Source organism: Nocardia sp. CWNU-33 (assembly GCF_046764895.1).
Lineage (GTDB): Bacteria > Actinomycetota > Actinomycetes > Mycobacteriales > Mycobacteriaceae > Nocardia.
Genome location: NZ_JBKOQN010000011.1, coordinates 97,988 through 124,585, shown reverse-complemented (window position 1 = coordinate 124,585; position 26,598 = coordinate 97,988). Strand labels below are relative to the sequence as shown.

Annotated in this window: 27 protein-coding genes; 16 read left to right on the top strand and 11 right to left on the bottom strand. The window is 67.0% G+C overall.

Annotated elements, in window-relative coordinates:
• Nucleotides 1–83 precede the first annotated feature (83 nt).
• Both ACLMAL_RS17465 and ACLMAL_RS17460 read left to right on the top strand, forming a co-directional pair.
• Nucleotides 84–782 (top strand): SDR family NAD(P)-dependent oxidoreductase, encoded by a 699-nt coding sequence (locus ACLMAL_RS17465; protein ID WP_412000021.1) that lies wholly within the window; start codon nucleotides 84–86, stop codon nucleotides 780–782.
• The gene (locus ACLMAL_RS17460; protein ID WP_412000020.1) at nucleotides 779–1,897 is read left to right on the top strand and encodes an S-adenosylmethionine:tRNA ribosyltransferase-isomerase; all 1,119 of its coding nucleotides are present in this window, start codon (nucleotides 779–781) and stop codon (nucleotides 1,895–1,897) included. The genes ACLMAL_RS17465 and ACLMAL_RS17460 overlap by 4 nt, the downstream gene beginning before the upstream one ends.
• Here ACLMAL_RS17460 and ACLMAL_RS17455 read toward each other — a convergent pair.
• Entirely contained in the window at nucleotides 1,894–2,298 is a 405-nt protein-coding gene (locus tag ACLMAL_RS17455) for a hypothetical protein (protein WP_412000019.1), read from the bottom strand. The genes ACLMAL_RS17460 and ACLMAL_RS17455 overlap by 4 nt on opposite strands.
• Nucleotides 2,299–2,578: 280 nt before the next feature.
• On the opposite strand from ACLMAL_RS17455, the gene ACLMAL_RS17450 reads away from it, so the two are divergent.
• The 3 genes from ACLMAL_RS17450 to ACLMAL_RS17440 all read left to right on the top strand — a co-directional run bounded on the left by ACLMAL_RS17450 (nucleotide 2,579) and on the right by ACLMAL_RS17440 (nucleotide 4,928).
• On the top strand, nucleotides 2,579–3,823 hold the full coding sequence (locus tag ACLMAL_RS17450; protein ID WP_412000018.1) for an AAA family ATPase: 1,245 nt from the start codon (nucleotides 2,579–2,581) through the stop codon (nucleotides 3,821–3,823).
• 148 nt (nucleotides 3,824–3,971) lie between these two features.
• The gene (locus ACLMAL_RS17445) at nucleotides 3,972–4,316 is read left to right on the top strand and encodes a hypothetical protein (protein ID WP_412000017.1); all 345 of its coding nucleotides are present in this window, start codon (nucleotides 3,972–3,974) and stop codon (nucleotides 4,314–4,316) included.
• 93 nt (nucleotides 4,317–4,409) lie between these two features.
• On the top strand, nucleotides 4,410–4,928 hold the full coding sequence (locus ACLMAL_RS17440) for a GNAT family N-acetyltransferase (protein WP_412000016.1): 519 nt from the start codon (nucleotides 4,410–4,412) through the stop codon (nucleotides 4,926–4,928).
• Here the strand turns inward: ACLMAL_RS17440 and ACLMAL_RS17435 are convergent.
• A complete protein-coding gene (locus ACLMAL_RS17435) occupies nucleotides 4,925–5,575 on the bottom strand; it encodes an amino acid-binding protein (RefSeq protein WP_328404378.1) in 651 nt (216 codons plus the stop codon). The genes ACLMAL_RS17440 and ACLMAL_RS17435 overlap by 4 nt on opposite strands.
• 262 nt (nucleotides 5,576–5,837) lie before the next feature.
• Here ACLMAL_RS17435 and gatC point away from each other — a divergent pair, with 262 nt between their 5' ends.
• The 3 genes from gatC (at nucleotide 5,838) to ACLMAL_RS17420 (ending at nucleotide 8,248) form a co-directional block, all read left to right on the top strand.
• Complete coding sequence (gene gatC, locus ACLMAL_RS17430; RefSeq protein WP_406231828.1) at nucleotides 5,838–6,137, top strand: Asp-tRNA(Asn)/Glu-tRNA(Gln) amidotransferase subunit GatC; 300 nt, start codon at nucleotides 5,838–5,840, stop codon at nucleotides 6,135–6,137.
• Entirely contained in the window at nucleotides 6,134–7,606 is a 1,473-nt protein-coding gene (gene gatA, locus ACLMAL_RS17425; protein ID WP_412000015.1) for an Asp-tRNA(Asn)/Glu-tRNA(Gln) amidotransferase subunit GatA, read from the top strand. The genes gatC and gatA overlap by 4 nt, the downstream gene beginning before the upstream one ends.
• Nucleotides 7,607–7,711: 105 nt before the next feature.
• Complete coding sequence (locus ACLMAL_RS17420) at nucleotides 7,712–8,248, top strand: NUDIX hydrolase (protein WP_412000014.1); 537 nt, start codon at nucleotides 7,712–7,714, stop codon at nucleotides 8,246–8,248.
• Here the strand turns inward: ACLMAL_RS17420 and ACLMAL_RS17415 are convergent.
• Nucleotides 8,232–9,599, bottom strand: coding sequence for a hypothetical protein (locus ACLMAL_RS17415; RefSeq protein WP_412000013.1), 1,368 nt, complete (start codon nucleotides 9,597–9,599; stop codon nucleotides 8,232–8,234). The two genes, ACLMAL_RS17420 and ACLMAL_RS17415, sit on opposite strands and share 17 nt — an antisense overlap.
• A gap of 216 nt (nucleotides 9,600–9,815) precedes the next feature.
• On the opposite strand from ACLMAL_RS17415, the gene ACLMAL_RS17410 reads away from it, so the two are divergent.
• Nucleotides 9,816–10,169, top strand: coding sequence for a hypothetical protein (locus ACLMAL_RS17410; RefSeq protein WP_412000012.1), 354 nt, complete (start codon nucleotides 9,816–9,818; stop codon nucleotides 10,167–10,169).
• Nucleotides 10,170–10,519: 350 nt separating this feature from the next.
• On the top strand, nucleotides 10,520–10,873 hold the full coding sequence (locus tag ACLMAL_RS17405) for a hypothetical protein (RefSeq protein WP_412000011.1): 354 nt from the start codon (nucleotides 10,520–10,522) through the stop codon (nucleotides 10,871–10,873).
• Between the two features lie 145 nt (nucleotides 10,874–11,018).
• Here the strand turns inward: ACLMAL_RS17405 and ACLMAL_RS17400 are convergent, their stop codons facing one another.
• Nucleotides 11,019–11,864, bottom strand: coding sequence for an SDR family NAD(P)-dependent oxidoreductase (locus ACLMAL_RS17400; protein WP_412000010.1), 846 nt, complete (start codon nucleotides 11,862–11,864; stop codon nucleotides 11,019–11,021).
• Between the two features lie 109 nt (nucleotides 11,865–11,973).
• On the opposite strand from ACLMAL_RS17400, the gene ACLMAL_RS17395 reads away from it, so the two are divergent.
• Nucleotides 11,974–12,561: a TetR/AcrR family transcriptional regulator gene (locus tag ACLMAL_RS17395; RefSeq protein ID WP_412000009.1), complete on the top strand. Its 588-nt coding sequence runs from the start codon at nucleotides 11,974–11,976 to the stop codon at nucleotides 12,559–12,561.
• Nucleotides 12,562–12,635: 74 nt separating this feature from the next.
• Here ACLMAL_RS17395 and ACLMAL_RS17390 read toward each other — a convergent pair whose 3' ends face one another.
• From ACLMAL_RS17390 to ACLMAL_RS17380, 3 genes are all read right to left on the bottom strand, one after another.
• Nucleotides 12,636–13,082 (bottom strand): SRPBCC family protein, encoded by a 447-nt coding sequence (locus tag ACLMAL_RS17390; protein WP_412000008.1) that lies wholly within the window; start codon nucleotides 13,080–13,082, stop codon nucleotides 12,636–12,638.
• Nucleotides 13,083–13,129: 47 nt separating this feature from the next.
• Entirely contained in the window at nucleotides 13,130–14,482 is a 1,353-nt protein-coding gene (locus ACLMAL_RS17385) for an alpha/beta-hydrolase family protein (RefSeq protein ID WP_412000007.1), read from the bottom strand.
• Between the two features lie 170 nt (nucleotides 14,483–14,652).
• A complete protein-coding gene (locus tag ACLMAL_RS17380; RefSeq protein ID WP_412000006.1) occupies nucleotides 14,653–15,480 on the bottom strand; it encodes a hypothetical protein in 828 nt (275 codons plus the stop codon).
• A 169-nt stretch (nucleotides 15,481–15,649) separates the two neighbouring features.
• Between ACLMAL_RS17380 and ACLMAL_RS17375 the strand changes: the two genes are divergently transcribed.
• Complete coding sequence (locus tag ACLMAL_RS17375; RefSeq protein WP_412000005.1) at nucleotides 15,650–16,879, top strand: sensor histidine kinase; 1,230 nt, start codon at nucleotides 15,650–15,652, stop codon at nucleotides 16,877–16,879.
• Nucleotides 16,880–16,926: 47 nt separating this feature from the next.
• Nucleotides 16,927–17,592, top strand: a complete 666-nt coding sequence (locus tag ACLMAL_RS17370) for a response regulator transcription factor (RefSeq protein WP_328404360.1) — start codon at nucleotides 16,927–16,929, stop codon at nucleotides 17,590–17,592.
• Nucleotides 17,593–17,614: 22 nt separating this feature from the next.
• Here ACLMAL_RS17370 and ACLMAL_RS17365 read toward each other — a convergent pair whose 3' ends face one another.
• Entirely contained in the window at nucleotides 17,615–18,502 is an 888-nt protein-coding gene (locus tag ACLMAL_RS17365) for a hypothetical protein (protein ID WP_412000004.1), read from the bottom strand.
• Nucleotides 18,503–18,828: 326 nt separating this feature from the next.
• On the opposite strand from ACLMAL_RS17365, the gene ACLMAL_RS17360 reads away from it, so the two are divergent.
• Nucleotides 18,829–20,745 carry a protein kinase domain-containing protein gene (locus ACLMAL_RS17360; RefSeq protein WP_412000003.1) on the top strand — a complete coding sequence of 639 codons (1,917 nt, stop codon included), beginning with the start codon at nucleotides 18,829–18,831 and terminating at the stop codon, nucleotides 20,743–20,745.
• Nucleotides 20,746–20,807: 62 nt separating this feature from the next.
• Here ACLMAL_RS17360 and ACLMAL_RS17355 read toward each other — a convergent pair whose 3' ends face one another.
• Genes ACLMAL_RS17355 through ACLMAL_RS17345 form a run of 3 tightly spaced genes read right to left on the bottom strand, consistent with a single transcriptional unit; the run spans nucleotide 20,808 to nucleotide 24,359 of the window.
• On the bottom strand, nucleotides 20,808–23,300 hold the full coding sequence (locus tag ACLMAL_RS17355) for an FtsX-like permease family protein (protein WP_412000002.1): 2,493 nt from the start codon (nucleotides 23,298–23,300) through the stop codon (nucleotides 20,808–20,810).
• Nucleotides 23,297–23,998, bottom strand: a complete 702-nt coding sequence (locus tag ACLMAL_RS17350; protein WP_412000001.1) for an ABC transporter ATP-binding protein — start codon at nucleotides 23,996–23,998, stop codon at nucleotides 23,297–23,299. The genes ACLMAL_RS17355 and ACLMAL_RS17350 overlap by 4 nt, the downstream gene beginning before the upstream one ends.
• Nucleotides 23,999–24,038: 40 nt before the next feature.
• Nucleotides 24,039–24,359, bottom strand: a complete 321-nt coding sequence (locus tag ACLMAL_RS17345; RefSeq protein ID WP_412000000.1) for a hypothetical protein — start codon at nucleotides 24,357–24,359, stop codon at nucleotides 24,039–24,041.
• A 193-nt stretch (nucleotides 24,360–24,552) separates the two neighbouring features.
• Between ACLMAL_RS17345 and ACLMAL_RS17340 the strand changes: the two genes are divergently transcribed.
• Together ACLMAL_RS17340 and ACLMAL_RS17335 are read left to right on the top strand one after the other, a co-directional pair.
• The gene (locus ACLMAL_RS17340; protein ID WP_411999999.1) at nucleotides 24,553–25,875 is read left to right on the top strand and encodes a sensor histidine kinase; all 1,323 of its coding nucleotides are present in this window, start codon (nucleotides 24,553–24,555) and stop codon (nucleotides 25,873–25,875) included.
• The gene (locus ACLMAL_RS17335; protein WP_411999998.1) at nucleotides 25,872–26,588 is read left to right on the top strand and encodes a response regulator; all 717 of its coding nucleotides are present in this window, start codon (nucleotides 25,872–25,874) and stop codon (nucleotides 26,586–26,588) included. The genes ACLMAL_RS17340 and ACLMAL_RS17335 overlap by 4 nt, the downstream gene beginning before the upstream one ends.
• The last annotated feature ends 10 nt before the right edge of the window (nucleotides 26,589–26,598 follow it).

Genomic DNA, 26,598 nt, shown 5'->3' with positions numbered 1-26,598 from the left:
GTGTGCCGACGGTGAACACTTCTTGACCTCAACTGTGGTTCAGGTATGAGGATCGAGTGGTAGGCAACTATCAGGAGTGCACCATGGTTCACCGCCCTACCGCTCTCATCACGGGCGCTTCCGCAGGATTCGGTCTCGCACTGACGCGTTCACTGGTCGGACGCGGCTGGCGGGTGATCGGCACCGCCCGCCGCGCCGACCGACTCGAACGCGTGCGTGCCGAACTCGGTGACGCCGTGCTCGCGGTGGCCGGCGATATCACCGATCCGGCGCATCGCGCCGAGTTGGCCGATATCGCGCGACGGATCGGATACCTCGACCTCGTTGTGAACAACGCGAGCAGGCTCGGTCCGAGCCCGATGCCGCGCCTGGCGGACTATCCGCTCGATGAACTCGAGCGGGTGTATCGCACTAATGTCATTGCCCCGCTGGCGGTTCTGCAGTTCGCGCTGCCGCTGCTCGGCTCCGCCGGTGTCGCGATCGACATCAGCTCGGATGCCGGCGTCGAGCCGTACCCGGACTGGGGCGGTTACGGTTCGTCGAAGGCGGCGCTCGATCAGTTGACCGCCATCCTGGCCGCCGAGCATCCCGAGGTGTCGATTTATGCCTTCGATCCCGGCGATATGCGCACCGAAATGCATCAGGCCGCGTTTCCCGGTGACGATATCTCCGATCGTCCCGCGCCCGAGACCGTCGTCCCCGCGCTGCTGCGGCTGATCGAGGAACGTCCGAAGAACGGGCGCTATACGGCAGCCGATTTCGCTACGGGGGTGGCCGGATGACGTCGGTTCTCGCCGACTGGGCGCGCATCCTGCCGCCGGAGCGCAATGCCATCGCACCGCCGGAGGCGCGCGGTCTGGCGCGCGACGAGGTCAGGATGCTGGTCTCTGCGGATCGGCTCACCCACACCAGATTTCGAGAACTGCCACAGCACCTGATGCCGGGCGACCTTGTAGTGGTGAATAATTCGGCCACTGTGGCTGCGGCCGTGGACGGCACGATCGAGGACAGACCGGTCACCCTGCACTTCTCCACCTGGCTGCATGCGCAGGGCGAACCGGACGCGCAGGTGACCGACGCCGCGAATACCGCTGCCGCAGACACTTTCGGTGGTTGCACCGGGCGGTGGGTGGTGGAAGTGCGCACCGTGGATCGCACGCCGATACCCGAGGAAGAGCTGGACGCAGGCACCGAGATCCGGTTACCGGAAGGCGCGGTGGCCACCCTGCGCGAGCCATGGTTACCCGGCGCGCGCCGACTGTGGATTGCCGAGCTCGCCGGCGACCCGCAGCGGCTGCTGCAGCGCCACGGTTACCCGATCACCTATTCGTATGTGCCACAACGCTGGTCGTCGTCGTATTACACGACGGTCTTCGGGCGCATCCCCGGCAGCGCGGAAATGCCGAGCGCGGCACGGCCGTTCACCCGGCGACTGGTGCTCGACCTGGTGAGCTCCGGAGTCGCGATCGCGCCGATCACACTGCACACCGGGGTGTCCTCACCGGAAGCGGGAGAACCACCCAGCCCCGAACGCTTCGCCGTCTCCGCCGCGACCGCGCGCAGAGTCAACGACGCCAAAGCGGCGGGAGGCCGCATCATCGCCGTGGGTACCACGGTGACGCGAGCCCTGGAAACCACCGCGGACCACACCGGGCAGGTCCACCCCGCCCGCGGGTGGACCGAACTCGTCCTCGGTCCCGATCACCCGGCCCGCACGGTCGACGGCCTCATCACCGGCTGGCACGCCCCCGGCGCGTCGCACTTGGATCTGCTCGTCGCGGTGGCAGGCGAACCGGCCGTGCACGAGGCCTATGCGACGGCCCTGGACACCGCGTACCTCTGGCACGAGTTCGGCGACAGCGCCCTGCTTTTCGGCGCGGGTGGTGCTCGGAGTTAGGACGGGTTGATGGTCACCGTGGCGTTCAGCTGACCGGCGATTTCGATTCGCCCGCACTGACCGTTGCTCAGATCGAGGTGCCGCGTGGCGGTCTTGGTCTTGCCTGTCTTGATGGTCGCGTCGACGAGCACGTTGACCCGCCCCACCGAGCACACCTTGGAGATGGCGGGCGATCCGTTGAAACTGACCGTGCCACCACCCTGACAGGTATTCGTCTCGTTAGCAAAGAAGAGTCGCGCTGTGCCGTCCGGGCACGGCGCCTCGGCGACGGCCTGAGGAGCAGCGACGACGATCGACCCCAAGCCGAGGGCGGCGACGATGGAGCTTCGGACCACAAGACGACGAACGGTCAATTCCATCGTTATCCATCCAATCAAAACAGTTGGTGCAATAAGCACCACGAAGCAACCGTGGCGCCAGCATGCTAACGCGCCCGGCGCACCCCCCGCACCACGAATGGGTCGCGTACCTGCGAAGAAAGCAAGAAATCCGGTGTCGATGAGCGGTATCCGTGCGCATCGTGCAGGGTCGCCGCTATCGACCGTTTCCGCTGGTGTGGGCTGCCGATGGCGCGATTTCGGATGCTGGAGTGCAGCGCCCGCGGTCGGGTTTCCGGGTAAGTGCGGCGCGGTCGGAGGTGGCGGTGTCGCGGCGCGGCGGGGGAGAGGACAGGATGGCGGGATGCTGCGGAGTTTTCAGGTGACCAACCACAGATCGTTGGCGGATCGGCAGGAGTTGCGGTTGAGCCGGGGGAGCGGGCCGGTGGCGGTGCCGGTGACCGGGGTGCACGGCGCGAGCGCCGCGGGGAAGACGAGTCTGATCGATGCGCTGGGGCAAATGCGGGACGCGGTGCTGAATTCGGTGACGGGGTGGGATCCGTATGCGGGGCCGGTGCGGTCGCCGCATCTCGGCTTCCCCGATCGGCCTTCGGAATTCGTGGCGGGTTTCGTTGCCGAGGGCGTCCCGTACACCTATGGCTTCGAATTGGACAATGCCGATGTCACGGCGGAGTGGTTGCATGCGCATCCGCGCTCGCGCAAGCGAATCGTGTTCGAACGCAATGGAGAACAGATCAAGATCGGGCCGATGTTCGAGGCCGCGCGTTACGGCATCGCCGCGCTGATCCCGTTGGTGCGTCCGAATGCCTTGTTGCTCAGCCTCGCCGGTCAGATGTACGCCGAAGCGCTTGTCCCCGCCTATCGCTGGTTCTCCTCGATGCTCGAGGTGCAACAAGGCCCGGCGGCGGCCACGGCGGTCGCCCACCGACTCGGCAGCCATGTCTCGGCGTCCGGTGACAATGCGGTGCGATTGCTGATGCTGCTGCGCACCGCCGAGCTCGGCATCACGGATCTGCTGATCGCGGAGAACGACTCGCTGTACGCCGATTACCTCCGGGATCTGGACGGCGATATCGCTGGGACCGCCAAACAGCTCGAGCTGTGCGCTTCCTCTCCTGGTCACGCCGACAATCTGTTGCGGGAGAACGGGATCACCGAGGTCATGCTCGACCGTGAACTGAGCAATCTGAAGTCAGCGCGCGATGCCCTCTACACCAGGATGGTGGCCCGTCGCGGCGTCGGCCTGAGCCTGGTGCATGCCGGCATCGACAACGCCTTCGACATCACCGACGAATCCACCGCCACGCTGTCGCTGCTGCGCTTGCTGCCTGCCATGTTGGACGCACTCGATTCCGGCCGAGTGCTTGCCGTCGACGACATCGGCGCCGACCTCCCCGCCGAGGAGACCGACCGTCTGATCCAGCTCTTCCAGAATCCGGAAACCAATTCCCGTGGTGCGCAATTGATCTTCACCACCAACAACCGTGCGCTGATCGACCGGGGCAACGGTCGTTCGCAACGAACGCGCACCGCCGTCTGGCAGGTGCGTCGCACCGAAAACAGCACCAGCGAGCTCGTGGCTCGGTAGCCGCGGCACGGGTGCGGTCGTCGATCACGCTGCCCGATCGGCGGCACGATCGTCGACCGCACGCGGGGACAATCGCAGGATGGTGGGGACAGACCGTGCTCACCGTGGCGTGATCGGTTGCGGCGCCAGGGCCAATAGCATGGTTGACATGCTGGAGTTCGGGATGCTGCTGATCATGGTCACCGCACTGGTCGGCTGGTTGGTGATCTACCTGCGTGGACGCCGGGGGATTCAGCCCACAGAGGCCGAAACGGGTGCGCTGTACCTCACCGGGGTGAGCCCACGCCCCGATGCCACCGGCGAGCAGTTCGTGACCATTACCGGCAATCTGACGGGTCCTACGGTCCCCGGCACGGTGGTGTACGGCCGTTTCGTCTGGGACACGAACGAGTGGCCGTCCATCGGCGACTACCTCACGGTCGTCTACCCGCCGGGCAAACCGGAGCGCTTCCAGCTCGCCGGCCCGAGCGCCCGGCCCGACCTCGGCAGCTGACCGCCGCATGGGCCGCGAACGTCGGTTGTGAGCTGCGGCACTGTCGCTCGGCTGTGACGCAGCACGCTCGGCGGCGAATGGGAGGATGCCGGTATGAACGCTGCCGGCAGGGATGTTAAGGACAAGGTCGTGGTTCGGACCGCCCGGCCGGACGAGTACGACGCCATCGGCGAGCTGACCGTCGAGGTGTACGTCAGCGAAGGGTACGTAGTGCCCGGCAGCCCCTATGCTGCGGAGCTTGCCGACATCACGCATCGGGCAGCATCGGCGCAGGTGCTGGTTGCCGCGCACGGCGACCGTGTTGTCGGGTCGCTGACCGTGGCTCGGCCCGGCACACCGTATGCGGAGATCGCTCGACCGGGGGAACTCGAGTTCCGCATGCTCGCGGTCTCGAAGACGGCGCGCGGCCTCGGCGCGGGAACGACGTTGGTGCGCACCGTGCTCGAGATGGCGACTGCGGAATCGTTCGGCGCGGTGGTGCTCACCACGATGCCCGCCATGGTCGATGCTCGCCGAATCTATGACCGTTTCGGATTCGTACCTGTGCCGGAACGGGATTGGCGTACTCCCGCGGGCGAGCAACTGACCGTGCTGCGCCTGCAGCTGACCTAACCCAATACGGTCGCGACGATGCCGGCCAGGTATCCGAGCCGCGCGACCTCGGACGGGCGGAAGTCGGGGCCGCCCGGTCGCCCGAGCAGCAGTACCTTCCCGGTGTTGCCGAGCGGTGCGGCGGCCAGCTTGGTGTCCATGTCGGTCCAGATCTGCGGGACCCACTCGGCCTCCGGATCCAGGACGGCGGGCTTCTCCAGCGGCATCCACGGCGCCGAACCGGCCTGGGTCTCGGGGGCGCTCGGGCTGCCGACAACGCGGTAGGCGCCCTGCGGACCCATGTCGATGACGGTGCTCCAGCCGACGCGCAGCACCCGGGGCACGCCGTCGACGAGCACCTGCAGGCGGTCGTCACGGGCGGTGGCGACCTGGTCGATCAGTTCGAGTTCGCGATGAGTGTCGAGCACACCGGAGTACGGGCGAATGGAATCCACGCGCACATCGGGGATCGATTCGGCGGCGGTGATCAACGTGTCGGGCAACGCGCCCTGCGGCACCTCGACGACGAGGTCGTCGATCGCGAAGCCTGCCCCACGCTCCACGACATCCAGTGACTGTATGTCGGCGCCGACGGAGCCCAGTGCGAGCGCGAGCGCACCGAGGCTTCCCGGTCGATCTGGAAGTTGCACGCGGAGCAGGTATGACACGTGCTTTCCTTTCCTTGGCAGCCGAGCGTGGTGAACGGATACCCGGGTCACGCAATACTTACACCCCGGAGTGCCGGTTATCGACTCGAAGCCCGTCGGGTGATCGATACCACTCGGCGATTTCGTGCGAATGCGGCGTGTCACGCTAGTACGCGAGGTGTGTCGTCGTGCGTCCGGCTCCTGTGGAAGCGGGTCGTCGTCGAGTCGCTAGGCTATGCGTGGCCTATTAAGCACGCTCAACAATGCCGAAAGGGGTTCCGCGGTGCCCGCCATCTCCCGCGACGAGGTCGCACACCTCGCCCGGCTGTCCAGGCTCGCCCTGTCCGAGTCCGAACTGGATCAGTTCGCCGGTCAGTTGGATTCGATCTTGAGCCACGTGCGGACCATCTCCGAGGTCGCCGCCGCCGATGTCCCTGCCACCTCCTCGCCCAATCCGGCGACGAACGTGACCCGCCTCGATGCGGTCGTGCCGTGCCTGACTCCGGAGCAGGCGCTGTCGGGCGCCCCCGCGGTCGAAGAGCAGCGGTTCCTGGTGCCGCAGATTTTGGGAGAGGCCGAATGAGTGAGCTGACCACGCTGTCTGCGGCCGAGCTGGCAGGCAAGATCCACGGTGGCGAGGTGTCCTCGGTGGAGGTCACCCAGGCGTACCTGGATCGGATCGCGGCGGCCGACGGCGAGATCAACGCGTTCCTGCACGTCTCGGGGGAGCAGGCGCTCAGCGCCGCGGCCGCGGTGGACTCCGCGCTGGCCGCGGGTGCCGCGCCCGCCTCGCCGCTGGCCGGAGTTCCGTTGGCGCTCAAGGACGTGTTCACCACCACGGACATGCCGACCACCTGTGGATCGAAGATCCTCGAGGGCTGGGTCTCGCCGTACGACGCGACACTGACCACCCGGCTGCGCGATGCGGGTATCCCGATTCTCGGCAAGACCAACATGGACGAGTTCGCGATGGGCTCCTCCACCGAGAACTCCGCGTACGGCCCGACCCGTAATCCGTGGGACACCAGCCGGATTCCCGGCGGCTCCGGCGGTGGTTCGGCGGCCGCGCTCGCCTCGAATCAGGCGCCGCTGGCCATCGGCACCGACACCGGCGGATCGATCCGTCAGCCCGCCGCGGTGACGGCGACCGTCGGCACCAAGCCGACCTACGGCACGGTGTCCAGGTACGGCCTCGTCGCGTGCGCCTCGTCGCTGGACCAGGGCGGCCCCTGTGGGCGCACCGTGCTCGACACCGCGCTGCTGCACGAGGTGATCGCCGGATACGACCCGCGCGACTCCACTTCGCGCAAGGTCGCCGTGCCACCGGTGGTCGCCGCGGCGCGCGAGGGCGCGAAGGGTGATCTGCGCGGGCTGAAAGTCGGTGTGGTGAAGGAACTTCACTCCGACAGCTACCAGCCGGGTGTGCTCGCCTCGTTCGACGCGGCGGTCGCTGTACTCAAAGAGCTCGGCGCCGAAGTGGTCGAGGTGTCGTGCCCGCACTTCGAGTACGCATTGTCCGCGTACTACCTGGTGATGCCGAGTGAGGTGTCGTCGAATCTGGCTCGATTCGATGCCATGCGGTATGGCCTGCGCGTCGGCGACGACGGTCAGCACAGCGCCGAGCAGGTCATGGCCGCGACGCGCGCCGCCGGATTCGGTCCGGAAGTCAAGCGCCGCATCATGATCGGCACCTACGCATTGTCGGCCGGGTACTACGACGCCTACTACGGCCAGGCGTTGAAGGTTCGCACCCTGATCGCGCGCGACTTCGACAACGCCTACGAGAAGGTCGATGTGCTCGTCTCACCGACCAGCCCGTTCACCCCGTGGAAGCTGGGCGAGAAGGTCGACGATCCGCTGGCCATGTACCTGTCGGACCTGTGCACCCTGCCCACCAACCTGGCGGGACATCCGGCCATGTCGGTGCCGTCCGGGCTGAGCAAGGACGACGGCATGCCGGTCGGCCTCCAGATCATGGCCCCCGCACTTGCCGACGACCGCTTGTACCGCGTCGGTGCGGCCTACGAGGCCGCGCGCGGACCGATCAGCTAGTACGCCGCTGTCGCGGTATTCAGGCCCTATCAGTTCGGTGCCAGGTGGGTGGCGCGCAGATCCTGCGCTGCCTGCCTGGCTCTGTTCTGGGCTACCGTCGACCTTGTGAGCCGCACCCAGTGGACGATCCATGGTGAGAACGTCGTGGACGAAAACCGACACATCAAGCTCTCTACCGTCGACATCGAGCTACCCGACGGAGTGAAGTTCACGCAGTACGTCGTACGGATGCCGCATTGCGCAATGACGTTGGTACTCAACGACAAACGTGAAGCCTTGCTGATGTACCGGCACCGATTCATCATCGATCGATGGGTTTGGGAGCTGCCCGGCGGCTACGTCGACCACGCCGAGGGCGTAGCCGTCGCGGCGGCGCGTGAGGTCGAGGAAGAGACCGGCTGGCGGCCGAAAACCATGGAGCACCTGGTCAGCTTTCAGCCATCCATCGGAACCATGGACCAGCCACAAGAGATCTATCTTGCGCGGGGCGCGGATCTGACCGATACGCCGCCGGACATCAACGAAGCTGAAGACGTACGGTGGATTCCCCTGGAGGAAGCGGTCGCGATGATCGATCGTGGCGAAATTGTCGGTGCTGCAACAGTTGTCGCGCTATACCGGGCGCTCAGTCTGTCCGCATAGTGATTGCGAGTACCTGTCGCCGGAAGTGGTCGATGTCGGGCAGCGCGGTGTACGCAGCAAGGCGGTGGCGCACCTCGCGGAGATAGGCGTGGGTTCGGTGCGACTCCAGCCCGCTGATGATGTCGAGCGCCTCAGTGCCGATGCGCGCTGCTTCATGAGGATCGTCGTGGGCGAGGGCAGAAGCCAGCAAGCACAGATTGAACGCGCGCCCGCGAAGATAGCCGTCGGACATGTTCAGGGATTGCCCCGCGAACTGTGCCGCCCTCGCGAAATCGCCCAAGTCGCGGAAGCAGTGGGCCGTCTTGGCTGACATGTATGCGCCGTCGAAGTAGTCCAGCCACGCCGGGCGCGACGAGTCGGCACGGGTGAACGCCCGTTCGGCCGCGTTGAGGGAAGTGGCGCACGACGAGCTGTCAGCACGTGCTGCGTGACCATGCGCCTCGACCATGTGACATTCGGACTCCAACGCCGCCAATCCTGCACCACGAGCGGCGATTTGAGCAGCACGAGCGAGGTCGACTGCGTCGCCTGGGCGACCGACATAGGTGGCTTGGTGGCTCATTGCGGCGAGAATCTCCGCTCCTAGCCCTATGTTGCCCGCAGCTCTGGACATCCGAAGGGCCTGGATCAGATACCGCTGAGCAAGGCCGTGCTCCTCGAGGTCGTATGCCGCCCATCCTGCCAGCTTCGTCAGCTCAGCGGTGGTCGCGAACAACTGGCGTCCGACCGGTTCGTTGTAGCTGCCATGCAGGAGCGGTGTGACGGAGCTGTGGAGGTAATGGACGATCGTCGAGCGGACCTTGCCGCCACCGACGCGGTTGTCCAGGTCCCGGAACGCCTTTGTCATCGTGCGGACTGCGTCGACGTCGGTTTGACCGATGCGGCGGTGTCCAGCGGAGACAGGGTGCTCGGGGCCAGGCAGGGTCAGCCATCGCATCGAGGCGGCCGGATAGACCGCTACCGCATACGACGCTCCTAGCAGGAACCGTCTGCGCTCCACATCACTCCTCCACAATGCGGTCGCAGCGGCTGTCGCCTCTGCGAGACTCAACGAGAACTCCAGCCCGAGATCGGCCGGGTTCTGCCCACCGGACATTCCGCAGTCCGACGGAACCACCCGTCGGCCGAGAACTTCCGTCAGAACCTCGGCAATCAATTCCGGGCCGGGTGAGTTCGGTTGCTCGCCTGCCACCCATCGGCCGACCGCGGTGTGGTCGTAGCGGAGTTCGACACCGACGGCGCGTCCGCGTTCGACTACGCGGCGGGCGAGACCTTTTCGGCTGAGCGGGGGCCTGGTTTCGTCCAGGAGTTCGACCAATTGCCTGTTCGGCTGTTTGGGCTGGCGTCCCATAACCAGGAGTGTGGCACGCGCATCGTTGCTGACGCCACGATCTGGCCCCGTGCACACCCCCCATGCACACACCTGCCCACTGTGCACGCCTTTCGAGTGGCATAGGACCAGAGGTCCCCTTAATGCAGCACCCGACGCCGGGCGATGCCGATGCCCCTCATCGGCACACCGACTAGCAGTGAGCCGCCAGTTGGTGGCGAAAGCCCTCGGCGTCGGGTGCAACCCAACGACATCGAACAGGGCAGGGGTGACGCGGTGGGGTTCAACTGGTGGCAAGAGGCCGAGCCGGATGGCACGTCGGTGCAAGAGATCGTGGACCGCGTACAGGCCGAATGGAGAGCGGAACGCCGACGGATCCGGGCCATGGGTGCTCAGCCCGCCGACGCCGGGATGTGGCCGCGCGGTTGGCCACACGAGGTACCCAACCAACCACTGAGTGTGTCCGAAGCGCACTGGACTATGCAGCGGCATCGCGGGTGCCGCGTAGACGAATGCCCACGCAAGGCTGCGGCCAGGCATGCGCTGATCAACGCGGGCCGGATGAAGCCGGACGCGTCACGGGAGTACTGAGCAGTGCATGCCGCTCAGATAAAGAAGGAATGGGGAAAGCCCGTGCAGTACATCATTTCTCGACTCGGCTTCATTGTGGCAGCCACAACTTCCGTCGTCATTTTGGTGACCAGTCCGTCGCATGCCGTCACCATCTCCGACTGTGTAGACGGTGGCGGAATCGTGGTTCGCTGTTCTGAACAACCGGTCACCCGACAGGACAAGATTGCGTGCCCGACACCGGGAAAGAGCACCCGCATATGGTGCGTCGGAGGTTTCTACGGCACACCGCCGCTCGAGATTCTCGACTTCGGCGGTGATAGCCGTTATGGCGGCAGGACAGCCACGACCACGGTAGGTAGTGTCCGGCCATGACCACCACCGAGCGGGACGAGTCCACAGTCACGGTCACCGGCGCGGCACCGGGAGTAATCGTCGCCCTACGCCGTGCAGCAGCGATTGCCTCCGAGCACGGACACAATTATGTCGGCTTCGAAGATCTCCTCGTCGCACTGCTCGATGCCCCGATGTCCCCGTTGCAGGTTCATTGGGAGCAACGTGAACTCGGTGCACTGACTCTCGGGGAGCTTCGGGAACTGGCGGTGTCCATCATCCCCGGACCTGTGCGCGGCACGCACGGTCCTGCCGAACCTGCCACAGTCACGTTCGAACTGTCCGGACCACACTCGGACGAGTTCCGACAGTTGATCGGCGAGCATTCGTGACCGACGTCCGAGAACAGACGCAGCCCTGGTTGCCCGGGATTAACAAGCAGCCTGGGTCGCGTCCCGCTCGCGGACCGATCAGCTAGTGCGAACGAAATCGGGGCGGTCGCCCGAGCCCTCGAAGGGTCGGGCGACCGCCCCATTTTCATGCGGGCCAGGTGAATTCGGGGTCGATGAGATAGTCCTGGCGGCGCTGGTCCAGTGCCATGGCCACCATCTGGTGGGCGCCCGGTCCGATTACCTTGCGCACCGGCGGGTTCGGCAGGTCCACGAGCTCGAGCAGTCCTGCTGCGGCCACTTCGGGCGCCGCCTCGACCCACTCCGATTCGACGTCGGCCGGCGGCGGCGGTGCGCTCGGGTCCGGGTAGTCCGGCATGCCGAGGATGGCCGTGCGGAGCCCTTCGTAGGCGGGCAGTCCGGAGCCGAACTTCATGCTCGACTTCGCCCAGTCGGTATCGAAGCCGCCCAGCTGCGCGAGGGTGACGGAAATCCCCAGTGGCCGCAGCTCGTCCGCGAGCGAGGCGCTGAATCCTTCCAGCGCCCATTTGCTCGCGTTGTACATCCCGAACAGCGGCAGACTGCCGACTGCGCCGACCGTCGAGATCTGCACGATGTGCCCCGACTTCTGCTCGCGCAGGTGTGGTACGGCGGCCTGTGAAACCCAGAGGGCGCCGTAGAAGTTGGTGTCCATTTGGTCGCGGATCTCGGCCTCTGTCAGTTCTTCGATGGCGCCGACGAGGCCGTAGCCCGCGTTGTTCACGATCACGTCGATGGTGCCGCTCACCTCGAATGCCCGGTTCACGGTGGCGATTACCCGATCGCGGTCGCGAACATCCAGGGGCAGCACGGTCAATCGGTCGTCGGCGAGGTCGGCCATGGACTTCGGATCGCGAGCGGTCGCGACAACGTGGTCACCGCGGCCGAGGGCGGCGACGGTGAAGGCCCGGCCGAGTCCGCGGTTGGCGCCGGTCATGAACCAGGTTCTGGTCACTGTGTCGATCCTTTCGTCGCGAGACGCTCCGTCTCGTTGAAGACAATGCCAAGCGATTCCGACCTTGTCAATACGAGACGGCTCGTCTCGTTTCTGTTACAGTTCGGGCATGGTCGACACCCCCAGCGCCGCCCGGCGCAGCGAACGCGCCCGCGCCGCGATCCTCGCCGCTGCCACCGAACTCATTCGCGAGCTGCCCTACGGGAAGCTGACGGTCGAGGCGATCGCGGCCCGCGCAGGGGTTGGCAAGCAGACCATCTACCGCTGGTGGCCCTCGAAGGGTGCTGTCGTTTTCGATGCCATGCTCGAGCTCTATACCGGCCCGGACGGTCTCGTGCTTCCCGACACCGGTGACATTCGCGCCGATCTGCGCGAGCTGGTGCGTGGCGCGATCGTCGAGCTCACCGATCCTGGGTTCGAGGCGTTCCTGCGCGCGATGTACATCGAGATCCAGCAGGACCCGGAGCTCGGCGCGGCCTATCGGGAGCGGCTGCTGCTTCCCCAGCGTGCCGCCATCGCGCAGCGGCTTGCCTCGGGTGTGCGGGCCGGTCAGCTACGTGCCGACGTCGACCTCGACTTCGCCGTCGACCTCTTGCTCGGTCCGATCCAAAGTCGTTGGTCGGTCGGTCTTCCCGGACTGACCGAGGCGTACGCCGACGCGACGCTGGAGGCCGCACTAGGGCACCTCAGCGCCTGAATTCCGGGTCGGCAGCGGGAAACTCGGGGCGGACCGGGCGAGCAACGAGGCGAAATGCGCCCGACCGCCGCCTGTCAGGGGGTGCGCAGCGATTCGGCCTGCTTGCGAATGCCCTCGGTCATGCCGGTGAAGCCACGCTCGAGGTTTTTGCCGAGGACGGCGCTCACCACGGGCTGGAGCCAGCCCGCGAGTTCGAAGTGGGATTCGTACCGGGTGCGATCGCCGTCCAACGCGGTGACGGTGTGGGACCGCAGGCTGTGCAGGGTGCCCAGCGGCACCGGCTTCATCGAGTAGCTGAGTTCGCGGCCGGGGGTGTGTGAGCGGATCCATTCGCGCTGGCGCCTCGGCTTCGCGCCGGACACCTGCACGAGCATGTCGATCGGTTCGCCGGGAACGAGGGTGCTGCGGCATTCGGGGACGAAGGGATTCCACGCGCCATAGCGGGCGAGATCGGTAATCACCTCCCACACCAGGTCGACGGGTGCGTCGATGTCGACGGAGGCGTCGATGACAAAGGCCATGAGGGAAAACTAGAACATGTTTCAGCTGTGGGCAAGCATCGGTGTGGTCAGCAGCTGCCGAGGGCGGTGCCCTGGTCGGTGCCGTAGCGGTGGCCGTGGCCGGGCGGGGCATCCAGTGCGGCGAGCAAATCGGCGCTGGTCTGCAGGAAGCTGACCACCGGGAGCCATTGCGGGACCGGGGCATCCACCCGGACCCCGGTGAGGTCGGGGGCGCGCCACAGCAGCGACGGTGACCAATGGACCACCGGGTCGGAGCTGTTGGCCAGCACCGTCGCGCCGGCGCGGTGCACCTGACCCGCGGGCGGGCCCGCCCAAAGTGCCGCGCAGGTCCGGCGGTCCTGATCGGCGTCGTCGGTGAAGACCGAACTGCCACCGAGGGCGCCGAGGCTTTGACCGTAGACATAGAGCCCGGGCTTGCGGTCCATCGTGCGAATACGGTTCTCGACAGCAGTGAACAGCGCACGCGCGTAGGCCACCGCTTCGTCGCGACCGAACAGGAAGGTCGCCCAGCTCGGCGCGTAGGAATACTGCATGCCGACCAGCGCGACATCGCCACCGAAGCGTTGATAGAAACCGGACACTGCGTTCGAGTCGATCCAGCCCGACCCGGTCGGTACCGCGACGACGATATTCGACCGTTCGAAGCCGCCCGAGCGCTCCAGCTCCCGAATCGCAAGGGCCACCCGGGAATCGCGGTCCGGCGCGGAATCCAGGCCGACATAGACGCGGACCGGACCGGCGGGCGACCCGCTGACGAACTTGCGCCCCTCGGCCCCGAGCGACGGCCAGCTGACCGCCGACTCGGCGCTGCCGGACCGTAGAAACGAAACCGGCTGCACCAGAGTGGGATCGATCGTCGCATTGGCGGTGGCATAGGCATCGCGGCGCCAATCCACCACGGCGGGAACACCGAACAGGTACAGCGCGGACGCGGCGACTGCGGTCACCGCAACACTGCGCGACCACCCCAGCTTGTGCACGACCCACCCCGCGGTCCGGGCGGTTGCGGCGCACCCTCCGACGATCAGTGCGGCCCCGACCGCACAGTGCAACCAATAGTCCGACCCGATCGGCACTGTTCCCATCGCCGCGCGCAGCCGGTTCTGCCAGTGGCCCGCCTGCACGGCGGCAGCGACGATCGAGACCAGCGTCAGTCCGAGCAGTGGCAGACGAAACCGTGCGAGTGGTCGATTGATATCGAAGTTCCAGCGGGCCGACAGGAATCGGACCGAACCCGCGACGCCGAGGGTAAGGGCGACGAAAAGTCCGGTCAGCGCGGCCTGCGCTCCCGGCGTGCGCGGCAGCAGTCCCGGAGCCAGCGACATGAGCACCCCGGCCCCGACGGCGAGTGTTGTGCCGATCCGCGGCCGGAGCGTGCGCGGCACCCTGCCGTTTGCCATCCGGCGACCGATCCGCGTGGGCGGCATCGGTGTACCGGACGGGTTGCTGTCCAACGGCTTTCGGGTTGGTGCGCCCAACAGTGTTGCGGTGTGGTGTATGTCCGGTGTCACGGTGCCGTGCGCAGTTTCGACCGCTGTAGCGGTTGGCGGCGGGGTCACAGTCGAGTTCGTCATCGCGGAACGCCCAGTGCAGCGGTCTGATTCACCGACGCGGTGCAAATCGGCCGGACGGGCTTGTGGCCGCCGCCGGTGGCCCTGGTCGGTCGCCGCAGGGACGGAGTGCCGCCGGCGAGAGCGGCTACCGCGGCGGCGAGACTGAGCACACCACCGCCGATGAGCACGGCAAGCCACCCGCTGAAACTGCGGTTGGTCTGGGAATCCGCTGTGCTCCACAGTGATTCGGCGACCGGCGCGGCGTAGCCCTGTCGGCGGGAGTTGATGTCAACGAACGTCGACGCGATCGTGGCCATGGCATTGCAGCGGGCACGGGAGAAGGGGTCGCTGCGGGTATCGCAGGCCTCGTGCATGTGCAGGCCGAGAGTGCTGTCGAGAGCCTGCCTGGCCCACGGGCCGAGCGGTTCACCGCGCTGATCGGCGTAGCGCAGCAGGTCGTAGCCGAGATCATGAGCTTTGCATGCGGTGTCGAACTCGACGGGCAGGGTGACCGGCGATGAGCATTCGCCACCCGGGTTCGCGAGCAGACCGTCGACGAGGCTGGGTCGGTAACCGAAGCGTGCGGCGAAATCGTCGGGGATGGTGGTGACGGCGTCGGGGCCGCCCGCGGTCAGGATGGACACCGCCGCACCTACCGCGACGTTCTCCACCGGAGGCCGAGTCACCGCGGCGTGGGTTGCGGGTGCAAGTACAACGGTGGCCGCCATGGTGGTCAGCGCCGCGGCCGTCAGCGCCGCGCCCCTTCGGTAACGAGCGGAACGGGGGCGTGCGTCGGTGGCCGCTGACTCGGTGCCGGCCTGCCGTGCGGTGGTCGGTGTGCTCATGATCCAAGACGCTATGAATCGGACGCGCCTGCGTACCTCACGCCGAGGTGCGGTTTCTCGGCCCGTGCCGTCGGGGGAGCGGGACTTGCGCCTCCCTCTCGGGTACCGGTGGCGAATTCACCCGTGGGTATGAGGACCGCAATGCTGTCGGGTTTCTACTGTCGTAGTCATGAAGCAGAAACGCGGTGCCTGGACCAGGTCGATGAACGCTCGGATGTGGTTCGACGCGTTCACCGTGCTGGTCGCGATCGTCTTTTACTCGGTGGCGTGGCCGACTCTGCATCTCACACACGCGGTGCCGGTGCCGGTGCAGCCGTTCATCGCCGCACTCGCTGCGTTCCCGATCCTGCTCATCCGCATCAATCCCGCGCTGGGCTGGGCGATCTCGGCGGGGTCCGCGCTGGTCATCGCGCTGGCGATCCCGCATCAGCCCAACAATGAGATCCCGATCCAAGTGGTGCACATCCTGTGCCTGTTCGCGTTGGTGTTCGGGGTGGCGCTGCGGGCGGCGGTCCCGGTCATCGCTGTCGCGTGGGCCGCGACCTCCCTGCTACTCGCCACCACCATGGCCGACGGCGGCGGCGACCTCGCCGGCTCGGCCTGGGGCTGGCCGATCGCCTTGGCAGCGGTCGTGCTGCTCGCGTTGATGATGCGCTGGCTGGTGCAGTCGCGTGAGCAGTTGTTGCGCAAGGAGGAGGAGAACGAGCTGGAGCGGGCCAGGCGCACCATCCTCGAGGAGAAGGCCCGCATCGCCCGTGACCTGCACGATGTGGTGGCTCACCACATGTCGCTGGTGGTGGTGCAGGCGCAGACGGCACCGTATCGGGTGGTGGGCGTGACGCCGGCCGCCCGCGCGGAATTCGAATCCATCGGCGCCACCGCGCGGGAGGCGTTGAACGAGATTCGCGGCATGCTCGGTGTGCTGCGCAGCGATGGTCAGTTGCCCGAGCATGCGCCGCAGCCGAAGGCCGCGGACGTGCTCGGTCTGTTCGAGGGTGCGCGCCGGGCGGGCGTGCACCTCGACTGGACGATCGATGGGCCGCTGGATGCGGTACCGGAAACCACCGGGCTCGCGCTGTACCGCATCGTGCAGGAGTCGCTGTCGAATGCGTCGCGGCACGCCCCCGGCGCCCCGGTCCAGGTGATGATCAGCTGTGGTGTCGATGTGCATCTGAGCGTCGGCAACGCACCCGGTGCGGTGCCCGCCAAGCAGGGCGACAACGGCGGCCACGGTATCGCGGGGATGCGCGCTCGCGCGCTCGCCGCGGGCGGCGAGGTGACCGCGGGCGCGCGCTCCGACGGAGGCTTCGAGGTGCGGGCCCGCCTGCCGCTCGGTCCCGCCGTCGACCTGCCGCTGGATCCAGCTGTCGCGCTCGATTCGATGATCGCCGACCGCTGACGGTCGCCCGGAGTGGGGTCGAGGCGGTTGCCGATTAGGGTGGGTGGGTGGCAATAACGGTTTTGATCGCCGACGATCAGGCGATGGTGCGCCAGGGCTTCGGTGCGCTGCTCGCCGCGCAACCCGATATCAGCGTGGTCGGTGACGCGCCGGACGGGAAAGTTGCAGTCGCCGAGGCCAAACGGCTGCGCCCGGATGTGGTGCTGATGGATGTGCGGATGCCCGAGATGAACGGCTTGGATGCCGCGCGCGCCATCCTCGCGGCCGGATTCGATCCGCCGGTGCGGGTGCTGATGCTCACCACCTTCGACATCGACGACTACGTCTACGAGGCGCTCAGTCTCGGCGCGAGTGGATTCTTGCTCAAGGATGCGCCCGCCGAGGAATTGGTGCGTGCGGTCCGGGTCGTCGCCGACGGCCAAGCGCTTTTGGCGCCCACCGTGACCAGGCGGCTCATCGCGGATGTCACTCGACGCCGCACCGCGACCCGCACCAAACCCACTCCGGCGCTGGGTTCCCTGACTCCGCGCGAGCGCGAGGTGCTCGAACTCATCGCAAAAGGCATGTCCAACATCGAAATCGCGGAATCCCTGTTCGTCGCCGAGCAGACCGTGAAAACTCATGTCTCCAAGGTCTTCTCGAAACTCGACCTGCGCGATCGCGCGCAGGCGGTCGTACTGGCCTACGAATCAGGACTTGTCACGCCAGGCTGACCGGCACGGTGCTCGGCGCCGGTCATTGCGGGCACTTACCTCCGCGCAACTCGTCGAGGTGGCGCTCGATCAGCTGGGCCATCCGGTCGAGCAGGCCGGTAGCGTCCTCGAACAGGCCCGAATCAGCTTGTGCGGCAAGAGCGATGGCGACGCTGCCGGACTTGGTCGGCACCACGCCGAATTGGCGAGCCAGATAGACGCCGGTGTCGTCGTCCGGACCCCAACCGCCTTTGAATTCGGCGCCGGCGATCGAGCCGAGGCCCCAGCGCTGGTCTGGCGTGATCTGTTCCATCAGGTCGGTCACAGTGGCAGCCTGTGCAAGGCACGGCAGCCGCGATGCGAACCTGGCCTGATTGGCCAGCGTCCACTCGGTCGCCCCGAACGAGTTGTAGTCCAGCCGGGTTCGGGGTCCGGGCACACCGGTCACAGCATCGCCCGCCTCGTCGAGAATGTCCTGGACGGCCTGGGCCGCCTCGAGGCCATCGCCGAGCGACTCCCAGAGTGCCTCGGCCGCGCCGTTATCCGAAACAGTGATCGCGGCCTCGGCGTTCTCCGCCGCGCCTTCGGGGTCGCGGCGCAGAGCAGCTATCGCCAGCGGAACCTTGATGGTCGACCACGCGATGCCGCTGGTCCAGTCGCCGAAGATGGTCATCCGGCCGCCACCGACCGGCATGACCGCCATCCCGACCTGGCCGGGCAGATGGGGTTGCAGCTGGGTGAAATCCGCGGCGAGCGAGTCGGGCAGCGTGACCGACAAATCTGGATGCCACGATCCGGCGGTGTCGACGGTGATCGTCGGCGCGGCCGCAGGCTCGTGCTTGTCCGGCAACAGGACACAGGAGGTCATCGCGAGCAGCGTGACGAGGGCAGCACAGTGCAACACCGCCTGACACGCACGAACTGTTCTCAAGACCTCACCACCGTGTCCTCCCCACCACCACAACACGTGACCGTTGTCCATCGGCGGTGCAAAACTTACCTCTGCTACCCGAATACCCGTTCGGTCGGTGACCGAACAGCGGAGATCATCACCGCGCCGTTGGACGGTGACGCGATGATGATGCCTCATGGATAGTTTTGCCGATTTTCGCGGAGAATTCGAAACGTCGTGGCCAGGGGGCTACCCGCCGGACGGCTGGCTAGGCTCGGCTCGGCCAGGCGCGGGTTGCGGGCGGACCGAAGTCCGGCTGTGACTACTAGGCTGACGGTGCTGTTATCACCTCGAAGGGGGTCGCGTTGCTGAACAGCGGTGAGGTGTTTGCCGGGTTCACCATCGAGCGTCTGCTCGGGCAGGGTGGCATGGGGTCGGTGTACCTGGCGCGCCATCCTCGGCTGTCTCGACAGACGGCGTTGAAACTGCTCAACCGCGAGCTGTTCACCGACGCCGAGTTGCGTGCGCGGTTCGAACGCGAGGCCGATCTGGCCGCGCACTTGGACCACCCGAATATCGTCGCCGTCTACGACCGCGGCTCCGAGGACGATCAGCTGTGGATCTCCATGCAGTACATCGACGGCATCGATGCGGCAACGGTGAATCCGCAGACGCTGCCGCCCGAGCGTGCGGTGCAGATCATCGAGGGAGTCGCGGGCGCACTGGATTACGCGCACGGCATGGGCGTGCTGCACCGCGATGTGAAGCCGGCGAACATCATGTTGGCGCGTTCGGTCGGCGGGCAGGGCGAGCGGGTGTTCCTCACCGATTTCGGTATCGCGCGGTTGCGTGAGGATTCCACGCACCTGACCCAGGTCGGCATGTTCACCGCGACCCTGGCCTATGCGTCACCGGAACAGATGACCGGTGGGCACCTCGACCATCGCTCCGACCAGTACTCGCTGGCCTGCGCGCTGTACTGGCTGTTCACCGGAATGGCACCGTTCGATTCGCCCGACCCGAACGACATCATCCGCGGCCATCTGCAATACGCCGCGCCACCACTGGCCACCAAACGGCAGGGCCTCAACCCGGCTCTGGACGGGGTGCTCGCCATGGCGATGGCCAAGCGTCCCGAGCATCGCTTCGCCACCTGCACCGAGTTCGCCGCGGCCGCGCGCCGGACGCTCACCGCGCCCGCGTCGGCGGTGCCCGCGGCAACGGTTCAGGTCAACCCGGCCTACCCTCCTGCCGGATATCCCGGGCCGGGGCCTGCACTCGCTGTGCCGCCCGCGAATCCGGTCGCCGCGATGCCGCCCGGAGCGCCGCCGCATGTGCCTTCCGCACAGGTTGCTGCCGCCGACCAGGCCGCATTCGCGCAGCAGGTGCCCGCGCCGGCCGCGCCCTCGCCAGGATATGGTGGTGCGCCCCAGCAGCATTCGCCCTACCCGGCGCAGCCTCCCGTCAATCCCGGTGTCGCCCAGCCGATGCAGGCCGCGTCGCAGCACCCGGGGACCTCACATCCCGGTGCGGCACCGCCCGGCTATCCGCCGCCGAACGGGCAGAATTATGGTGGCGCACAGCCGATGCCGCCGAGCCGTTCCACCGGCGCAATCGGCTGGCTTGTACTCGGTGTCGTGGTTGCGGTGGTCGCCGTCGTCGCGTTCCTCGGGGTCATGGCCTTCGACTCGGATCCTGGCGAGGATTCTGCGGCGTCGCCCGCGCCGTCGACGACGGTGTCGACCCCGACCGCCCTGCCCGCGGATCCGCTGGCGCCGAGTCGCCGCGCGTTTCCGAGTCTGTTGCCGCAGGGCACGGGCGCGTTCGGTGACGCGGAATTCCAGGATGCGGAGTGTATGGCGCGCAAGCCCGCGGACGGCGTGCGGCTCAAAGATGAACTGCTGCAAACCAGTCGCTGGGTGGTGGCGTGGGAGTGCAGCCGTGACGTCGCCGACAGCAATCATATGAACTACACGATCCTCGGCTACGAGTCTGCTGCTGCCGCGCAGGCAGTAGTGGCCGCGCTACCGCCGAATACCGCGACGCCGTCGCGCAAGAACGGCGCGGGACAGGCGGCGCATCTATGGATCGTTCCGGATCCGACCGGCCCACTCGCGCAGTTCTATCACACGGCAAAACTGGTGGTCAGCTTCGAATCCGATCCCGCTCGCTCGAATTACCTGCTGTACATGAGCTATCACGGCACCTCGGGCGACCCGCAGACCGCGCCGCCTTCGGCCCAGGATGCCGTGCTGACCTGGTGGGCCGCCGCGCCGTTATAGCGTCCGCAGCCCATCGTTCCTGCGCAGGCCGCACGACGGGCTGCTGTCTTCCGCGATGGGGTTCAGTCGACGGCCAGCGCCTCCACGATCGGCATCCGGGCAGCCCACAGCGCCGGGGGGATGGAGCCGAGCAGGGCGAGCACCAGGGCGGCGGTTCCGTAGACGAGCAGGATCGGGCTCGGCGCGTAGTGGATATCGATGGTCATGGCATGCCCCATCGCAACCGTGGCCAGGAACTGCACCGCCGCGCCGACCGCGAGACCTAGTGCGGCGCCGCTCAACCCGATGCCTGCGGCCTCGGCGAGCACCGAGCGCAGCAGGAACTTGCGGCTGGTGCCCATGGCGCGCAGCACGCCGAGTTCGCGGCGTCGTTCGAGCACCGAGAGCATCAGTGTGTTCAGCAGCGCCACCGTCGCGACCAGCACCACGATCCAGAGAATGGCCGCGCTCATCGCCGCACCCTGCCGCACGCTCGACGAGATAGCGGTCACTGTGGCCGCGCCGGTGTCGACATGCATGCCTGCCGGGGCCACCTGCCGGATCGCGGCCGCCACCGTGCTGTGGTCCACGCCCGGTTGCAGGGTGACCGCAAGGATCGTCTCGCCCGGTCGCTCGTACCACTGACGCATCTGCCCGAGATCCATCACGACCACGCCGGCGATGGCGGAGAAGTACGGAATCACCTGCAGCACTGTGGTGGTGTGGTCACCCGTCGGTGTCGGCAGCGTGACGTCGGCGCCCGCGTCCACCCCGAGTGATCTGGCGACATCGCGGGAGATCACCACGCCCTCGCCCGCGGCCATGCGCGCCACCACATCTCGATCCACCGCACTGGTCACCGAACCGTCGACCTCGGTGGGATACCCCTGCAACATCACGCGACCGCTGCCGAGGGTGGCGAACGCCATCTGCGCCGGGTTCACCGCGGACACACCGGGGATCGCCGCGATCTTGTCCCGCAGGTCGCTCGGCAGCATCGGCCCGGTGGGGAATTGCTCCATGGCGGTCGGACTCACATAGAGGTCGGTGCTGCCCAGGTCGTCGAAAGTGGCGGTGGCCGAATCGACCATATTGCGCGACGCACCGCCCATAGCGACGGTGGCGGCCACTCCGATCATCACCGTCATGGCCGTTGCCCAAACGCGTCGCGGTGCGCGTTCCAGCGTGGTCGCGCCCAGGGCGCCGGGCGCGCCGAACAGGCGGGCCACCGCGGCGGTCGCGCGCACGATCGGACCGGTCGCGGCGAAGCAGAGCGCAACGGCCGCGGCGAACGAGAGGGAGATGGCGGCCAGCGAGAATCGACCGAGGTCGGCCTCGGCGACGCTGATCGCCGCGCCGGTCAGTCCGAGCCCGACCACGATGTGCGCCCACCACAGCATCGGATTCACCCTGTCGGTCCGTGCCACCCCGACCGGGACCAAGGCTTCGATCGGCTCGACCTTGTACACCTGACGTGCCGCGATGGCCGCGGCCGCGACGCTGGCGAGTACACACGCGGCGATCGCGACGGGAATCGCGTACCACGGCACCAGGTATTCGGTGCGCGCCTCCACCGACTGCACGATTGCGGCGGGCAGCCGGTCGATTGCGTTGCGGCCCATGACGACACCGAGCACCGCCCCGACCGCGCCGCCGAGCAGACCGAGCAGCGCCGCCTCGGCGAGCAGATCGCGCACCATGGGCGCCCGTTTGCCGCCGATGGCGCGCAGCAGCGACAACACCGGCCTGCGTTGTGCGACGGCCATACTCATCGCGTTGTAGATGAGGAACGCCGAGACGATCAGCGCAGCGGCCGAGGACATCAGCGTCGAATACCGGACCAGCTGGATCGCCCCGCCCGCCTGGGCCGTGCGCAGACTCGGTTCGGCGACAACGGCGCGGCCGTCGACGACCTCGGTGAGCGCGGCGCGCAGCGTTGCGAGGTCGGCGCCGTGCGCGGGAACGATCTGAATGGAGTCCAGGCGCCCGGTCCGCCCCGTCACCTGCTGTGCCACACCCAGCGAGGCAGCGACGATGTGACCGCCGTTGAGCTGCTCGGATGTTTTGCCGTCGAGAATGCCTGCGACGGTGACGGTTCCGGATCCGAGTGCGAATTTCTCGCCCTCGATGCGGCCCATCGCGGCACCAACGAGCACGCCGTTGGGCATGCTCAGCAGCTTGCCCGCCTGCGCGCCCATGGGGCCCGCCAGCTCGCTGCCGAGCGCGGCGATGCTCGCGTCGGCGCCGATCAGCAGGGCGCGTTCGGCGCCGCTGCCGATCTGGGCGCGCAACATCGGCACCGCCTTTTCGACGCCAGGCGTTGTGGCGATCCGTTGTTGCAGTTGCTGATCGAAGCCCGCGTCGGTGACACCGGTGATCTCCAGCGCGGCCTTGCCGCCCAGGCTGCGGGTGAGCCGATCCACTGAACCGGTGACCGAGCCGGAGATGCTGAACACCGCAACGAGCAGGCCGGCTGATACGGCCATCACTGTCAGTGACGTGAGGGTCCGGCCGCGATGCGCGAGCAGCTCGCCGATATTGAACAGCCGCAGCCGATCCCACGCAGCCCGGATCATGCCCGAACCGTGCGCTGTGTGCGGTCGACCTTGTCGTTGGAGCCGATCCGACCGTCGCGCAACGTGATCACCCGATCGCAATACTCGATGGCACCCATATCGTGGGTCACCATCACCACCGAGTTGCCGTTACCCGCGATATTGCCGAGCAGTTTCAGGATCGAAGCACCGGTCTTCGAGTCGAGATTTCCGGTGGGTTCGTCGGCCAGAATCAGCGGCGGGTCCATGATCAACGCTCGCGCCACCGCGACCCGCTGCATCTGACCGCCGGACAGTTCGGCAGGGCGGTGCGCGACGCGGTCGCCCAGTCCGACCAGGTCGAGCAGCTCCAGCGCACGCGGCTTGGCCTTGCGTAATCCGGTGCCGTCCAACAGCTTCGGAATCGCGACGTTCTCCCATGCGGTCAGCGTCGGAAGCAGGTTGAAGAACTGGAAGATGAAACCGACACGATGGCGCCGGAACTCGGACTGTCGTTCCTCCTCCAGCGAGCCGATCTCCGCACCCTGGAAGCGAATCGACCCCGAATCGGGGCGGTCCAGCGCGCCGAGCAGATGCAACAGTGTGCTCTTGCCCGAGCCGGACGGTCCGATGATCGAGGTGAATTCGCCCGGGTCGATGCGCAGGCTGACGCCGTCGAGCGCGCGCACGGTCTGTTCACCCACCCGGTAGTGCTTGGAAATGTCCGACAATTCCAACATCGCGTGATCCGACATGGCGTCCCCCACTTTCTTTCGTTGTCTATCCCGCCATGGCCCGCGACGTCAGGTTGCTGCGACGATGGTGCGCGTCGAGCACCGCCCGCAGCGCTGGTTGTTCCGAGGCGAGCTCGAGGTAGACCTCGACAGCAGACTTCCCCTCCAGCAGAGCCTGCTCCATTTTCGCGTCGAGATGTAGGTTCCACCGATACCGGAGTGCGAGCAAGAGGCCGTCCGGGCCGCCGAAGAGCCGTTCCAGCCCCGGGATTTCCGAGAACAGGTCTGGACTGTCCGGATCGACGGCCGCGCGGGTGAGCACGGTGTGCACAATGTCGGTTCGGGCGTGCTGATCTTCCCAAGACATGGCATTCGCCTTCCGTGAATGTGTTCGTCTCCGGCCGCGGATGACGCAACGCGGAGCGGATGCCGTTCACGCTACGGACGCCGAAAAGCGCTGTCGTCGTGCCACGGACCCGAATCGATCTCCGCCCGTGGTAGGAGGGTCGGACCGCTCCAGGGACGATGACCAGGGCCGATCGGGCGGTTAGCCTGGGATGATGGATGTGACCCGCGCCATGATCTCGCCTGCGGGCGGACCGGCGATTCCGTTCCGGGAGACCGGGACCGTCTGGTCACGCACCGTCGCGTTCGCGCGCCACCCCATCGCGGTGGCCAGGCAGAACATCGAAGAACTCCCGTTCGACTACCCACCCTCTTTGATCGTCAGCGCCGATGTGGCGCTGTTTCTGGTCGGCGTCGCGGCGACGGCGCAACGGCACAGCTACTTCCCGACGGCAGTGCCAGTGCTGGCCGTGCTGGTGATGTTCATCGCCTCGCCGCTGTTCTGCATATTCGGCGTGCGTCCGTGGCCGTGGATCGTCGCATGCTCCGGGATGGCGGCGACGGCAATGTTCCTGATCCAGCCGGTGTCGGGGGACTTCGCCCCGTTCGTTCTCATCGTGAGTGTCGGCGAGATAGCCGCCATCGCACCCAAGCGCGCCAGCGTGTTCTTCGGCGTTGTCGCGATGGTGGAACTGCTTGCCTTCGACGTGGCGGGAAATCTGCAGTGGAGCCCGACGGGTGAGCGGCTGGAAGGCCTGCCGATGTACATCCTCGGGATCGCGCTGGGCTGGCTGGTCGGTGTGATGATGCAGTACCAACGCCGATTCCTGTACCAGGAACGTGAGTTCCAGGACATTCGGGCGGCTCGGGCCGCCGACGAGGAGCGTCGCAGGATCGCTCGCGAGGTGCACGATGTGATCGCGCACTCGCTGAGCATCACGCTGCTGCATCTCACCGCGGCGCGGCACGCGCTGCAGACCGATCGCGATGTCGACGACGCGGTCGAGGCGCTCGTCGATGCGGAGCGGCTCGGCAGGCAGGCCATGGCCGACATCCGGCGCACCATCGGCCTGCTCGACGTAGCGCCCTCGAAGCAGGCTCCGGAACCCGGCGTCGAGGACATCGAGGATCTGGTCGGTGATTTCGTGCGCGCGGGACTGGATGTCCGCTACACCGGCACCGCCGACCTGGGCGCGGTGTCGGCGGCGGTCGGGCTCGCGCTGTACCGGATCGGGCAGGAGTCACTGGCCAATGTCGTCAAACACGCGCCGGGCGCGTCGGTGACGGTAGGGCTCGCGGTGGACGCCGCCGCGGTGACCCTCGTCGTGAACAACACACTGCCCGGGGGCTTGCCGGCGAATCGAGGACACGGGATGGGGCTGTCCGGTATGGCACAGCGGGCCGAATTACTCGGCGGCCGGATCACTGCCGGTCCCTTCGACGACGGCTGGTCGGTGCGCGCGCAGTTCCCGCTGGCAGGACGATCCGGGCCGTGGTGCTCGCTACTCGGCCAGACCTCGGCGCGGGAGGGCGCGTGAGCTCACTGGGACCGGCCAATGACGAGGTCGCCGTTCTGGTCGTCGATGATCAGGAACTCGTTCGCGGTGGACTGCGGCGAATCCTGCGCCGGCGGGACGGTTTCGTCGTCACGGAATGCGCGGACGGGGACGAAGTGCCTGCCGCACTCGTGAACGGACGCCCCGACGTTGTTCTCATGGACCTGCGTATGAAACGCATCGGCGGCATCGATGCCACGCGAATGCTGCATACCAAAGACGACGCCCCGCCGGTTCTCGTGCTCACCACCTTCGACGACGACCAGTTGCTGTCGGGTGCGCTGCGCGCGGGGGCGGCCGGATTCATCCTCAAGGATTCGCCCGCCGAGGATCTGATCCGCGCGGTGCGGACAGTGGCCGCGGGCGGAGCCTGGCTCGACCCCGCGGTCACCGGCCGGGTGCTCACCGCCTACCGCACCGTGCGACCCGTGCGCCCCCATGACTCCCGGCTCGCGGAGCTGACCGTACGCGAGTACGAAGTGCTCGAACTGATCGGCCGCGGCCGAGTCAACACCGAGATCGCTCGTGAACTCGGCATCTCGGAAGTCACCGTGAAAAGCCATGTCGGACACATATTCGGCAAGCTCGAGCTGCGCGATCGGGCCGCCGCAATCGTGTTTGCGTTTGACCACGGGGTGGTATCACCAGGAGAATCCACTGTTCGACGGGCAGAACCCGGTCGCGAACCGACGTGATTGGCGGTGC

Bases quoted from the DNA above. Each gene is read 5' to 3' on its own strand.
- gatA (WP_412000015.1), top strand. From the start codon at position 6,134: ATGAGTGAGCTGACCACGCTGTCTGCGGCCGAGCTGGCAGGCAAGATC.
- ACLMAL_RS17465 (WP_412000021.1), top strand. From the start codon at position 84: ATGGTTCACCGCCCTACCGCTCTCATCACGGGCGCTTCCGCAGGATTC.
- ACLMAL_RS17350 (WP_412000001.1), bottom strand. From the start codon at position 23,998: ATGTTGGAATTGTCGGACATTTCCAAGCACTACCGGGTGGGTGAACAG.
- ACLMAL_RS17390 (WP_412000008.1), bottom strand. From the start codon at position 13,082: ATGGCCTTTGTCATCGACGCCTCCGTCGACATCGACGCACCCGTCGAC.
- ACLMAL_RS17340 (WP_411999999.1), top strand. From the start codon at position 24,553: ATGGATGTGACCCGCGCCATGATCTCGCCTGCGGGCGGACCGGCGATT.
- ACLMAL_RS17380 (WP_412000006.1), bottom strand. From the start codon at position 15,480: ATGAGCACACCGACCACCGCACGGCAGGCCGGCACCGAGTCAGCGGCC.
- ACLMAL_RS17450 (WP_412000018.1), top strand. From the start codon at position 2,579: ATGCTGCGGAGTTTTCAGGTGACCAACCACAGATCGTTGGCGGATCGG.
- ACLMAL_RS17355 (WP_412000002.1), bottom strand. From the start codon at position 23,300: ATGATCCGGGCTGCGTGGGATCGGCTGCGGCTGTTCAATATCGGCGAG.
- ACLMAL_RS17385 (WP_412000007.1), bottom strand. From the start codon at position 14,482: ATGGCAAACGGCAGGGTGCCGCGCACGCTCCGGCCGCGGATCGGCACA.
- ACLMAL_RS17440 (WP_412000016.1), top strand. From the start codon at position 4,410: ATGAACGCTGCCGGCAGGGATGTTAAGGACAAGGTCGTGGTTCGGACC.
- ACLMAL_RS17345 (WP_412000000.1), bottom strand. From the start codon at position 24,359: ATGTCTTGGGAAGATCAGCACGCCCGAACCGACATTGTGCACACCGTG.
- ACLMAL_RS17415 (WP_412000013.1), bottom strand. From the start codon at position 9,599: ATGGGACGCCAGCCCAAACAGCCGAACAGGCAATTGGTCGAACTCCTG.
- ACLMAL_RS17375 (WP_412000005.1), top strand. From the start codon at position 15,650: ATGAAGCAGAAACGCGGTGCCTGGACCAGGTCGATGAACGCTCGGATG.
- ACLMAL_RS17445 (WP_412000017.1), top strand. From the start codon at position 3,972: ATGCTGGAGTTCGGGATGCTGCTGATCATGGTCACCGCACTGGTCGGC.
- ACLMAL_RS17460 (WP_412000020.1), top strand. From the start codon at position 779: ATGACGTCGGTTCTCGCCGACTGGGCGCGCATCCTGCCGCCGGAGCGC.
- ACLMAL_RS17405 (WP_412000011.1), top strand. From the start codon at position 10,520: ATGACCACCACCGAGCGGGACGAGTCCACAGTCACGGTCACCGGCGCG.
- ACLMAL_RS17395 (WP_412000009.1), top strand. From the start codon at position 11,974: ATGGTCGACACCCCCAGCGCCGCCCGGCGCAGCGAACGCGCCCGCGCC.